The organism is Psychrobacter sp. FME5 (assembly GCF_014861375.1).
In the GTDB taxonomy this organism is placed as follows: Bacteria; Pseudomonadota; Gammaproteobacteria; order Pseudomonadales; family Moraxellaceae; genus Psychrobacter.
Genome location: NZ_RRYX01000086.1, coordinates 1 through 13147 on the forward strand (window position 1 = coordinate 1; position 13147 = coordinate 13147).

The following is a 13147-nucleotide window of genomic DNA, read 5'->3' on the forward strand; positions in this document are numbered from 1 at the left end:
TAGAATTAGTATAGCTTATTTTAAAATATCTCTGCTAATTGATGACACGCCCTAGTAGAAAATGCTTTCGCCAAACTAAAACAGTATAGGGCGGTTGCCACCAGATTTGATAAGCTCAAGCAGAGTTATGAAAATACAGTCGCTCTTGCTTGTGCTTATATCTGGCTCAAATTATGAATGTTCAACACGCCCTAGTACTTAATAAAAGCAATCCTAAAACAATAAAACGCAACACAACCTCTCCAGAAACCATAAAAACAAACACAAGTTTAATATCTTTCTACTATAAACACCATATGAAAAATCCCAGCAAACTTAAAGTCAGCTGGGATTCAAAATCAATTATAAAGGTTTAATGTTTAAGGTTTTAAACCTTTGACGCTTCATAAATCTCTTCAATTGAAGTATTAATGGTCGCTGCAAATTCTTCATCGCTTTGCTGTTTGCTCAAGCCTTCGGTAAAGGCACGCGAGAAGCTGGCAATCATTTCCGGGTTTTGTTTAAGTTTAGCGCAAGCGTCGCTACGACTATAGCCACCCGATAGTGCCACTACTTTTAATACTTTTGGATGATCGATCAACTCTTTATAAAAGCCTGCTTCTTCAGGCAACGTCAGTTTGAGCATCACTTGATGACCATCATTTAAACGCTCAAGGTTATTCAAAATACTGGTTTTAAGAATCAGCTCACAATCATGCTTTTGCGCGCTGTTGATATCTACCTCTGGCTCAACGATAGGCATTAAGCCTTTTGAGATGATTTGCTTTGCCACATCAAACTGCTGCTGCACAACCAGTTCAATACCGTCAACATTTGGCTCATAAATGACTGAACGCATTTTGGTACCAAATACGGGATAGTTTTTTGCTTTATCTAATAATAAATCTAAATTTGGCATCGGACGCATCACTTGGACGCCATTCATTTGCTCAGCCAAGCCTTTATCTACTTTTAAGAACAGTACAATATTTTTATTTTCCCATAGATAATTGGCGGTCGGCTTACCATTGACTTCGCGCTCCATGGTATCTTCAAATAAAATCGCCCCAAGTACGCGCTCATTGTCAAATGCATCACAAGTCATGATACGCGCGCGCATTTCATGTACCAAATCAAACATGGTTTCATCGTTGTCATAATCATCGCCACTGACACCGTAATTTTCTAGCGCTTTTGGCGTGCTGCCACCACTTTGATCAAGGGCGGCGATAAAACCTGAACCATTTTTTATACGCTGTAATTGTTTTTCGTATTCCATTGGGTGTGCATCCTGTCCTAATTAATAAAGGTAAAAAATTTTTATAATAAGTCTTTAGCCAAATGTTATTATGGGCTTGACTGTAAATAACCTTACCATAGGATGCCCTACGTGCCTATATCTGATAAGTTAACAGTTTTATGAAATCACAAATGTAGTCATAAATATAAGCGAAAATCCTACGCTAAAAACAGCACGGCCACACAGCCAATCGCTAACAATAAGCCCAATATATTAATTCGATTAAGCTGCTCTTTAAACACACCCACGCCAATTAACGTCGCAACGGCAATCACACCAACGTTCATACCCGTGAATACAATACTTGGTGATTCAGACAATACTTGATGCGCCCGTACGTACGCATAAATATTGCCCATATTCAGCGCACCTAATAATAATCCTGCGACCAGGGCATTGCCTTGCCAGCGTACGCGCGTGATGAGCAAATAAACCAATAGCAACAACCCTGCCAGCCCAAAGGTCACAAATAAGGTTAAAGGAAAAGCCGTACCTTGCTTGGCGACTTGCTTAAACAAAATATCAATGATGCCATAGCCGGCCCACACCCCAAATAACCAAAGCGGTGTACGCTTGGCTTGTTTGCTGATATCAGCTTGCTGTGGGCGATAAACCAATGCACCAAGCGCCAAAAATCCTAACGCTAATCCGAATATACGCGTTCCAGTGAGCACTTCACCAAATAATAAAAAGGCAGCCAAAATAGGAATGATTAACGATAGGCGTTGCGCAGCATCAGTCGCCACCATGCCCACCGCTTCAATCGCCCGCCCAAGGATGATAAACACCGCTGGCAACAATATACCAAGAGCGATAATAATAGCCCACGCATTACCAAGTGTGCCAATGCTACTGACATCAGGTTTTAATAAAACCCAGGTTAATAAAAAAGCAATGGGATAACCTGCCACAATCGTTTGGCGAATATCTATATTTTTTTGACGCAATATTTTCAAAAGTACCGACACAGCGACACTACACAGCACCGCTATCGTTAAATACATCATTGATTTTACCTTTATTCAGCCGCAATTTTGCGTATTTATTATTGGTATTCACTACTGTTGTTAGTACTACATCTGCTTTCAACTGCCTGACTCTTTTATCATTTATTTGTCATTTAATAATTATTTACAGGCGCTATTAAATAATGCGAAACCATGGAATGTAACAAAATATTTCTTATTCGGCAATCTATTTATCGTAGTGTTTGATTGACAGTAATTTTTAATGCCAAGACTCTTCATACCAGCACTGTATTGGTGGGGAGTTACATACAACCTATGTCGCTCAGCTTACAATTAGCATGCAGCCATCAGAGTGAATTTTGTTAAAATAACAGACATTCCTAATCACAAAAGTAACGATTCAAGATAGCGCCTTATAATGCTTATCTTGACGTACTGCTATTGATGTTTTATTACCGCCTATGAATGCTCTATTTCGCTTTTTTGAAAATCGATTACCTGCCTTTCCTGAAACACCCATGCCGCTACCATCACCTCGCGATGGCATGGTAAAGTTTATGTGGGCATGTACCAAAGGTCTACGCGGCTGGTTATTGCTGTTCATGATTTTATCTGCTGGTATAGGTATCTACGAGGCAATGCTATTTGCTTGGATTGGGAATATCGTTGATTGGCTCGGCGTTTATACCCCGCTGAATCTCTGGGCAGAAAAAGGCGATATGCTGCTAATGATACTGGCCGTCATGATAGTCAGCCCATTCTGGATTACCTTATCGTCACTTATTCATTTTCAAACTTTGCAAGGCGTGTTCCCTATGCAGATGCGCTGGCGTTTTCATCAGCGTATGCTCGGTCAATCGATGCAGTTTTATCAAGATGAATTCTCTGGCCGTGTTTCGGCTAAAGTGATGCAAACGGCGTTAGCCGTACGTGATACCGTGATGACGGTCACCGACATGTTTATGTATGTCGCGGTGTATTTTATTACCTCAGGTATCATTCTATTTAATTTAGATAGCCTATTGTTAATACCTTTTATTGCGTGGTTCGGGCTGGTTTGGCTGGCGATGTGGTATTTCATTCCTAAATTAAAACAGACCGCCATCGTACAGGCAGATGCTCGTGCCTTGATGACAGGGCGTATTACCGATGCTTATGCCAATATCATGACCGTCAAACTGTTTAGCCATTCACGCCGTGAGCTTGGTTATGCCAAAAACGCTATGGGACAGTTTTTAGGAACAGTCCATGCACAAATGCGCTGGGTCAGCTACCTTGAAGTCTCAACCCATCTTATCAGTGTTATCTTGGTCAGTAGTACCGCGGGTATTGGTATCTATTTATGGCAACAAGGTGCCGTTGGCGTTGGCGCTATTGCTGCTGCGACCGCCATGGCGCTGCGGTTAAATGGTTTAACACGCTGGATTATGTGGCAAACGGCTAGCCTGTTCGAGAGTATCGGTACGGTACAAGACGGCATGCGCACGTTATCAGCGCCGCAAACCATCATTGATAAACCGCATGCGCCAGACTTAAAAGTCACCGATGGTCGTATCGTTTTTGATCATGTTGATTTTAGTTATGAAGGTAACTTAGGGGATATGGGTAATGTGGCCGATGTGAGTAATGTTGATAGCATCGATAGTGAAGGCAATACTTTAAAAGAGATCGAGGCGACGACAGCACCTACTAATAAACTTCTCGATAACTTCCATCTGGATATCAAATCAGGTGAGAAAATTGGTTTAGTCGGACGTTCAGGTGCGGGCAAATCTACCCTTGTTAATTTGCTACTACGCTTCTTTGATGTTGATAGCGGTAAAGTCTACATCGACGGACAAGCCATTGATGAGGTCACCCAAGAGTCTTTACGTCAGCAAATTGGCATGGTCACTCAGGATACCTCATTACTGCATCGTACCGTACGTGAAAATATTGCTTACGGACGTCCCGATGCCAGCGACGAAGAAATTGTTATTGCTGCCAAACAAGCCCAAGCATGGGACTTTATCAAAGACTTATATGACGACAAAGGTAACACTGGACTCGACACCCAAGTTGGTGAACGCGGGGTCAAACTTTCTGGCGGTCAACGTCAGCGCATTGCTATCTCACGTGTTATGCTAAAAAATGCGCCGATTTTATTATTGGATGAAGCCACCAGTGCGCTTGATTCTGAGATTGAGTTTGCCATTACCGAAAGCTTAAATGACATCATGACTGGCAAAACCGTCATTGCGATTGCGCATAGACTCTCTACCATCGCCGCTCTTGATAGATTGGTGGTCATGGATAAAGGACAAATTATCGAACAAGGTAGCCATGATGAGCTATTAAATCTTCACGGTGTCTATGCACGCTTATGGCATCGCCAAAGTGGCGGTTTCTTAGGTGAAGACAATTAATTAAAGGTGTTTTACTTATTAAAGCTATCTTATTTATTAAAAACACCTTACACATTAGAAAAACCTTGCACAGGGAAGTGACTATTTTATGGAAGCATTTACCAACAGTATCAGCCTTGGCGGCAAACAAGCACGCTATTATGATTTGCAGCAGCTGAGTTCAGCAGCGAACACAGCTAATAGTCAACGCCAAGCTGCACACTTTTATGGCGGCAATAGTTTTACCGTTGGCACCTACACGCCATTGCTAAGTGCGTTGGCAACTGACTTTGATATTACCTCATTGGCCCTGCGCGGCTATTGGTACGATCAGCCGCAGAGCCGTCGCCTCACCCGCGAACAAGATGCGGATATGTTGATTGAGTTTTTGGAAAAAACCCAAGATAAGCCTGTCGTTGGTATCGGTCATTCACAAGGGGCAACCGCCACTGCGATAGCCGCTGCCCTGCGCCCAGAGCTTTTCTCACAGCTCTATCTTATAGAGCCTGTGACGTTTACCAAAAAACAAGCGACGCTATACAACTTACTGCCACGCAAGCTACTGCTGAGCCGCGAACCCTTTAAAAGTACGCTGACTAAGCAAGCTACCTGGCCAAGTATCTATGATTACTACGAGCACTTGCGCGCGCAACGTGCTTATAGACGTATCAGCGATAAACACCTGAGGATATTTGCTGAGCAAAGCCTAACCGCCAATAATGACGGTGATTACACCTTGATGTTTGCCCCCAAACAAGAACTGGCCAATTATTTTGGTGCGCCTCATATCGATGCAGCGCTTAAGCAGCTCAGCTGTCCTTATACCCTTATTACGGGTAAGCCGACGTTGTTTATCAGTCATAAAGTGCGTCAGCAGTGGCAAAAATTTGTCCCTGACGACAGTATCATCTCCTTGACAGATTATGGGCATCTATTACCGATGGAAGCGCCAGAATTGTGTGCTCAGGTTATCAATGAACATTATCAAAGCAGCAAACAAGCTTAACAATGACTGACCTTTTTGCTCCTATGCCTAATGATAACCTCTTGCCTTATGAAGGTAAAGTGAATGACTTAGGGATAATTATCGATTACCCAAGCGCTTTATATTATAGTCTGTTGACCGAGCTACCTTGGCAATCTGATATTGTCACGTTATTTGGCAAAACGCATGTCACCACACGTCAAATCGTTTGGATGGGTGATAGTGGTGTCAGTTATCAATATTCTGGACATTGCCGTCAAACCATCGAGTGGTCAGATACAGTGTTTCATGTGAAACTTTATATCGAACAGCAGTTAGCAAAAATAGGCATCAACGCTGATTTTAATTCTTGCTTGCTCAACTACTACCCTTCTGGCGAGGACGGCATGGGTTATCATGCCGATGATGAAAAAGAGTTAGGTGCGCAGCCAATTATTGCTTCCTTGTCTCTTGGTGCCACGCGTAAGTTTGTTTTTAAGCATAAAAAAACTCAAGATAAAGTTGAGCTTCATCTTGAGTCCGGTCAGCTTATCGTCATGCATGGTGATACGCAGACATTCTGGAAGCATACCATCACCAAGACCAAATCCATCTCTGAAGGACGGATTAGCCTCACATTTAGACAAATTTTAGATAGGTGACACTTAATTAAGCCAACATCACTTAGCTATAACGTCACTTAGCTTACTTTTAAAACAATCTTGCCAAAAGTACCGCCTTTTTGTAGCTCACGATGGGCCTCTACTACTTTAGACAAGGGGTATGCTTGCTGAATATGCAAGGTCAGTTTATTATCAGCGACCTCTTGTAAAACCTTTGCCATATCTTGGCCATTCGGCTGTACTGCATAACCCTCTATACTTAAGTCTTTACCACTGTCTGCTTCTTTTAGTTTATCGACCCAAATTGTCGGTAATACATAGACACGTCCTGACTGTTTCACAACTTTTAAGGCACGCACGCCAGCGTCGTCACCGACTAAATCTAGTAATACATCGGCTTGCAGCTTAGGAAAGTCATCGTCTTTGGTATAATCAATCCATCCTGTCAGCTTGCTTTTATCTATTAAGCCATCCAGTTTTTCATATTTCTCTGGCGAGCAAATAACACTTACCTTTATATTATCCTCAGTAATTTTATTCATCAGAAACTGAATCGCCAAATGACCAACGCCGCCTGCTGGGGCATTTATCACCACGTGCTCACCATCTTTAATATCTGCAAACTCTACAAACTGTAGCGCTGTTTGCCCGATACACGGCAGTGCTCCCGCTTGCTCCAGCGTGACAGACTCAGGTACTTTCGCCGCTAGTTCAGCATCGACTGCGACATATTCAGCGTAGCAACTGCCGCCGAAACTAAGCGCAGCGACATTATCACCAACCGCGTATTCATCACTATTACTTTTGACCACAACGCCTGCTACATCGAACCCCAAGATAGCTGGCTGGTCATGGTCAAACTTATTTTTTTGGATACTGTCAGCGCCCCAACCTTTGCCTTGACGGGTTTTGTAATCGACAGGATTGATGCCAGCATAAGCGACTTTAACCAATACTTGATTGTCCTTTATTTCAGGAATAGCCACCCCGTCTTGATACGTCATCACTTCAGGCTCGCCAAACTCACGTATGAGTACAGCGTGTTGAGTCGTTGGTAGTTGTTTATTAGACATAAGTTGTTATCCTTTTATTTATTATTTTATATCAGCTTAGGTTTAAAAAGATATGGCAGTGACAGGTTACGATAAGCCTATTTTTATTCTACGGCAAGGCCAACTCTGCACTCAAAGGTAGATGGTCTGATAGCGTTGACCATGGCTTGCCAGTGTGCACCCAAGCATCTTTGACCCTAAGATTACGTACGTAAATACGGTCTAAGCTCAGCACAGGAAGCTTAGCTGGAAACGTGGGTAACAGCTTGCCATGACAATGCTTAAAAGCTTCGGTCATACCCAAGTCAGACGCCAGCTTGTCGCAGGACATTTTTTTCCAGTCATTAAAGTCACCTGCCAAAATCAACGGCTGATCGCGGCTAATCTCATTACGTACATAGTTAGAAATTGCTTCATACTGCTTGATACGATCGCGTTCAAATAGGTTTAAATGAGCGCATAAAACGACGACGGGCATCTCCCAGCCTATCGGTTGTACCTCGCAATGTAGAACCCCACGCTGCTCAAGTTTATTGACGGTAATATTGACATTATGTTTTGGATCAAGTGGAAAGCGGCTCAGAACGGCATTGCCATGATGTCCATTGTCATATTCTGAATTTTTGCCATAGCTATTTTCTAATTGTAGGTACTCACCAAACCATTCATGCTGTGATTGGTCAGGGTATTCGTTGTATTGCATATTGCGCTTGAGGTTTTGCCCCTGTACTTCTTGTAGACACAGTATGTCTGAGCCAATGATATCGAGTGCTTTAGCGATACCTTGTATTTTGACTTGGCGATTCATCGGCGACATGCCTTTATGAATGTTATAGCTGGTTAAAACAAAAGAGGTGGTATTAGTCATAATTTTATTAGGGGCTGTATAGAATTCAGCTATGGAACTGACAGAGACTATTTTTTAGGAAATTCGACGCCAAAAATAGTAAGTTTAGTCATTCTAAGCGCGATAGTTTTGGCTAAGAAGTGGCAAAAAATAGTCCTGTTGCTTGACTGATGCTAAAATTGCCCCAGACAGTGTTGTAAATCTAGCTAAGGTCTCGACATTACCTTCGACTTACGCCTAGTCTGAAACAATTTTAGCAATCAGCAGTCCTAATAGCTGAATTCTATACAGCCCCTAGTCATAAACTCAGTATCTATAGAGTAGTAAGCGTTAAAAGCGATGGCTCTCGGACAAAATTATTGAGTCTAGAAGTGACCATGCTTCTTATCTGGTTTCAGAAAATTCCATTTAATAATAGGCATTCAATAGGAGTTCAAAAGTATCGAAAATAATTGTCTATTATAGCTATACATATAAAAAAGCATTGGCTCTTATCGAACCAATGCTCTTATACTATACCTATGTGCTATCAATGAACAATGGCTAATTCATTACTGAATCTAAGCCATCCATTAATAGCGAGTGACTAGAGCAATCGGCTGATCTTCACCCATAATGTCTTGTGGCATAAATACCGCCTCACCACCATTATGAATCACATGTTCGATGATTTCGCCAACCGCATCATCAGTCACACCTTCTGCTGCAGCATCATCTGCCGGACTTAAGGTTTGCGCCTCTTCATCAATCTTGGCAGATTGCATATAGCCACGACGGATATAGAGCGTTTCGCCCACACCTTGGAAGGCACTACGGTAAATTTCTTGTAAATCCGTCTGCAGCATGTTTGCACCGCGCGCTTTATCAATCTCACCCATAGCCGCTTGATGTAGCGATGTACGATAGCCTTCTACTGCTTCTTGTACGCTATCAACGATATGCTGGGCACTACCATCTTCTAAATTGGTGGCATTTGATACGGTAGCAATAATGTTATCTGGACGATCACAAACTTCTTTATAGTAGCCAATATTTTTTGCATCACCAACGATGACCAGAGGCATCTTATGCTCACCCCACAGCTCTTGTACGCTTTTATCTACTTGGTTAAAAAACTCTTTTAAGGAGCTGCTTTCGTTATTCGCGGAACGATCCGAGCCGCCATCACCCGTTGTATACAACCCATTGTTTTCGATAGGAAACTGAATGTTTTCCATATTATTTTGTACATCGTCATCTTTATCAAGTTCTCTGACGACACGGTCGTTGGATGCTTCAATCAAACGAGCATTATCACGCGTTAATACCACCGTATAGTAATGAACGGCACTGGCCATATCACGGACCAAATCGCGAGTCGCAAAGCTGGTCGAAATCACCACGCGCTCTGTTGTGTCGATAGGCATACGAATGATTTTCACATCCTCAGTACTGGCAAATATCGCTAAAGTATCAAGGTTATAATTATGATTGAGCTCATTGGTTTTAGCATGAATATTATCTAAAATTGTGGTCGCAGTACGCTTATCGTATTCATTAGTTAAGCGTTCTTCGGCTACTTTTAATTGGTTTTTTAGGGCAATAGGATCTTTATCGTTGGCAGGGTGCTCGCGATGCGTTTTTACGAAGATACTAACCGCAGGGTCGGCTTTGGTTTCTCGTAAACTTTTGAGAGTCGCTTTCATATAGTGCTCCTTATTTTATTATCATTTACTCTTAACGTTATAAGTAGTATTTCTGGCTTGCGTATGCCTACGCCATTTCTATGCTTAAAATCCATGCTAAAAAACTTATATTTTAAGCGAAAGCATTTCAGTCCCGTTGTATGTTGTGTTCATATTGAACTGGCTATAACACTTATATTTTCATATTAGTTATTTTGGCCAATGCTTTTTTCTGTCTTATTTTTAAAGCTGGTACTTTTTTTCTTAATAGTTTTTTAATGAAAGTGTTTTTCTTAAAACCTACTTTTTATGCTTCATTACCTTGATGCTAACAGTCAAACCTCACCCGCTATAGGGTTAATTTGCAAGCAAATGATAGCGCTTTGTAAGTAGAGTAATCTATATTGTTATAAAACAGGAAATACTTGGTTTTAAGGATGTTTTTATATCGAGAGCAACACCACTCAGCTCTCTACATTACAAATGACGAGGTTGCATTCTTATCAAATGAACCCATATTTTATATAGCTTAGCTTATACATAAGACAGTAATAGTCAGTCCGAAAAAAATAATTACAAATATTATATAGTGGATTCACTTTAAAACCGAGACAGTGCTATTAGCTATAACTTTTGCAATATATGTGTTATGGCTGCATATTTTCTACCAAATGAATGCCCTTTATAACCGCACACCTCTTAATAATAATTCATTCATCAATAACGGATATTTTTATGACTTCTATTTCTCCAGATTTACACCTTGTTGATTTTCCCAGTGCCACACCAGACAGCTTACAAAGCCGAGTCATTAGCGCTATCGATGCTGCCAATGCTTTTTTAGATGAGCTGACAGCAACGACAAATAGCGAGAATGGTACTGATATCAGTGCTAAGCAAGCTCTGACCGAGGTGATGACCTTTGACCATATCAATGTGGCATTGGACCGCAGCTGGGGTATTTTGTCACATCTCAATAGTGTAATGAGCAATGATGATATTCGTCATGTGCATCACGAGTTGCTACCTAAGCTGTCGGCTTATGGCACGCGTGTGGGTCAGCATCAGCCGCTATTTAACCGCTATCAAACCATCGTAAATGACACAGCGTTTTTCGCTGAGCTCGAACCAGCACGAGCGCGTGCCATTGAGCTTGCCCTACGCAGCTTTGAGTTATCAGGTGTTGCGTTACCGAAAGCTGAACAAGAAAAATTTGCTGCTATTCAAAGTGAGCTATCAACGTTGTCAGCGACATTCTCAGATCATATCTTAGATGCTACCCAAGCATACGCTTTGCCGCTTAAACAAGACCAATTAGCTGGCTTGACTGAAAGCGGTCTGGCGCTACTGGCTGATGCAGGCGAACAGTATAAATCACGCGAACTTGCCAGCGGTGCGCTCACACAAACGGATATCGATGCGCTACCAACGCCTTATTACGTAGCAAGCTTAAATATCCCCGTTTACCTTGCTGTTATGACCTATGCTGACGATCGCAAATTACGTGAGACCCTATATCGCGCCTATGTTACCCGTGCTTCTGAGTTTGATAAGCACAGCAATGCTAAAGGCGAGTCACTAAACAACGCCGATATCATGAGTCAAATTTTGCAATTACGTGAGCAAAAAGCCAAGCTATTGGGCTTTAATAATTATGCAGAAGTGTCGCTATCAACCAAGATGGCAGATAGCGTGGCGGAAGTGGAGACCTTCTTACGTGATTTGGCTACGCAAGCAACCCCAACCGCTAAACAAGACTTAGCACAGTTGCAAAAATATGCCAAAGAATATGCTATTGATGACTTGCAGCCATGGGACAGTGCTTATATCGCAGAAAAGGTCAAACAAAGCGAGTTTAGCCTATCGCAAGAAGAGATTCGTCCTTATTTCCCCTTACCAAAAGTGGTTAGCGGCTTATTTGCTATTGTAGAACGTTTATACGGTATCAAAGCAAAAGAACAAAACAATGACAGTCCGAACGATAATACGGATAAAACCTCTGTATCGCGCTGGCACGACGACGTCCGTTTTTATCAATTATTCGATGCTAATGATAACTTGCTCGGTGGCTTTTACTTTGACTTATTTGCCCGTAGTGGTAAACGCGGCGGTGCTTGGATGAGCGGTTTCCAGTCGCGTTATACTTATGACGAGCAGGACCATCAACAGCTGCCTGTGTGCTTTATGGTTGGTAACTTTACCCCTGCCCTTGATGGTAAACCAAGCTTATTGACCCATGATGAAGTGATTACCTTGTTCCATGAGTTTGGTCATGGTTTGCACCATCTATTGACCCAAGTCACCATTGGTGATGTCGCTGGCGTTAATGGCGTCGAATGGGATGCGGTTGAGCTACCCAGTCAGTTTATGGAAAATTGGGCATGGGACGCCGAAGGTATCGCGCTCATTAGTAGCCATGTCGAGACAGGCGCGCCACTACCTAAAGATAAACTCGATGCATTATTGGCGGTAAAAAACTTCCAAAGTGGGATGCAGACGCTGCGTCAAATTGAGTTTGCACTTTTTGATTTACTGATTCATGCGCATACACCAGCGCTTGATTATGAAGGTATCTTAGTCACGCTAAATACCGTGCGTCATGATATCGCTGTTATGCAGACACCTGACTATAACCGCTTTGCCAATGGTTTCAGTCACATCTTTGCTGGGGGTTATGCCGCTGGTTATTATTCTTATAAATGGGCCGAGCTATTATCTGCTGATGCTTTTAGTAAGTTTGAAGAAGATGGTATTTTTAATCCCCTCACTGGTAAAGCATTTCGTGAGACGATTTTATCAGTGGGTGGTAGCTTCCCTGCCAAGACCAACTTTGAGAATTTCCGTGGGCGTAGTGCCAGTATCGATGCTTTATTGCGTCACAGCGGCTTTAGCGATGCCAAGACGACTGAGGCGGCAAATACACAAACGACAGGTGAGGTGATTTAAATGCGCTATCAATCCTCCAGTCCCAAACGTCGGTTTTTGGCGGGTGTGCGCTGCCCCAAATGTCAGGCAATGGATGCGGTAGTACAAATCAATATCGTCACGCCCGAACCTGATGAATACATCGAATGTACTCAGTGCGGTCATACAGAGCATCGCCCTGATCCTGATACTATCAGTGCCAAAAACCATTTGGAGGACCAGCTTACTCGCGACGCAATGACGACTGGCACCAGTGGTACGGTGAAGTTTAAGCCTTAAATATCGTCCCGAATAACTAACGTCAACTCTTAATAACTACTAGCCTATCTATCATTAGATAGGCTTTTTATTTTGAGTTTGCTATAGGGGCTGTATAGAATTGGGAAATAGTTGAAAAAAATAAGCAACGCCTTACACTCTTGTTTACCACAACAAAGAGAA

At 42.3% G+C, this 13147-nt stretch carries 10 protein-coding genes and 1 pseudogene; 6 read left to right on the top strand and 5 right to left on the bottom strand.

All coding sequences use genetic code 11. The annotated features are described in order from the left end of the window. Positions 1-51: 51 nt before the first annotated feature. A pseudogene (locus tag EI161_RS10645) lies at positions 52-177 on the top strand (transposase); the annotation flags it as partial. 190 nt (positions 178-367) lie between these two features. Here the strand turns inward: EI161_RS10645 and EI161_RS10650 are convergent. Continuing rightward, on the bottom strand, positions 368-1258 hold the full coding sequence (locus EI161_RS10650) for a fructose bisphosphate aldolase (RefSeq protein ID WP_192524208.1): 891 nt from the start codon (positions 1256-1258) through the stop codon (positions 368-370). A 179-nt stretch (positions 1259-1437) separates the two neighbouring features. Next, positions 1438-2286 carry an EamA/RhaT family transporter gene (locus EI161_RS10655; protein ID WP_192529539.1) on the bottom strand — a complete coding sequence of 283 codons (849 nt, stop codon included), beginning with the start codon at positions 2284-2286 and terminating at the stop codon, positions 1438-1440. Positions 2287-2708: 422 nt separating this feature from the next. On the opposite strand from EI161_RS10655, the gene EI161_RS10660 reads away from it, so the two are divergent. From EI161_RS10660 to EI161_RS10670, 3 genes are all read left to right on the top strand, one after another. Beyond that, a complete protein-coding gene (locus EI161_RS10660; RefSeq protein WP_192529540.1) occupies positions 2709-4652 on the top strand; it encodes an ABC transporter ATP-binding protein in 1944 nt (647 codons plus the stop codon). A gap of 88 nt (positions 4653-4740) precedes the next feature. Then, a complete protein-coding gene (locus EI161_RS10665) occupies positions 4741-5637 on the top strand; it encodes an alpha/beta fold hydrolase (protein ID WP_192529541.1) in 897 nt (298 codons plus the stop codon). A 2-nt stretch (positions 5638-5639) separates the two neighbouring features. Beyond that, positions 5640-6257 (top strand): alpha-ketoglutarate-dependent dioxygenase AlkB family protein, encoded by a 618-nt coding sequence (locus tag EI161_RS10670; protein ID WP_192524224.1) that lies wholly within the window; start codon positions 5640-5642, stop codon positions 6255-6257. Positions 6258-6295: 38 nt separating this feature from the next. Here the strand turns inward: EI161_RS10670 and EI161_RS10675 are convergent, their stop codons facing one another. From EI161_RS10675 to EI161_RS10685, 3 genes are all read right to left on the bottom strand, one after another. Next, positions 6296-7291, bottom strand: coding sequence for an NADP-dependent oxidoreductase (locus tag EI161_RS10675; protein ID WP_192524225.1), 996 nt, complete (start codon positions 7289-7291; stop codon positions 6296-6298). An 88-nt stretch (positions 7292-7379) separates the two neighbouring features. Further along, positions 7380-8138 carry an endonuclease/exonuclease/phosphatase family protein gene (locus EI161_RS10680; RefSeq protein ID WP_192524226.1) on the bottom strand — a complete coding sequence of 253 codons (759 nt, stop codon included), beginning with the start codon at positions 8136-8138 and terminating at the stop codon, positions 7380-7382. Between the two features lie 551 nt (positions 8139-8689). Continuing rightward, positions 8690-9802, bottom strand: a complete 1113-nt coding sequence (locus EI161_RS10685) for a hypothetical protein (protein ID WP_192529542.1) — start codon at positions 9800-9802, stop codon at positions 8690-8692. 714 nt (positions 9803-10516) lie between these two features. Here EI161_RS10685 and EI161_RS10690 point away from each other — a divergent pair. Both EI161_RS10690 and EI161_RS10695 read left to right on the top strand, forming a co-directional pair. Next, positions 10517-12727, top strand: a complete 2211-nt coding sequence (locus EI161_RS10690; protein ID WP_192529543.1) for a M3 family metallopeptidase — start codon at positions 10517-10519, stop codon at positions 12725-12727. Further along, the gene (locus EI161_RS10695; protein WP_192529544.1) at positions 12728-12985 is read left to right on the top strand and encodes a YheV family putative metal-binding protein; all 258 of its coding nucleotides are present in this window, start codon (positions 12728-12730) and stop codon (positions 12983-12985) included. Positions 12986-13147 lie beyond the last annotated feature (162 nt).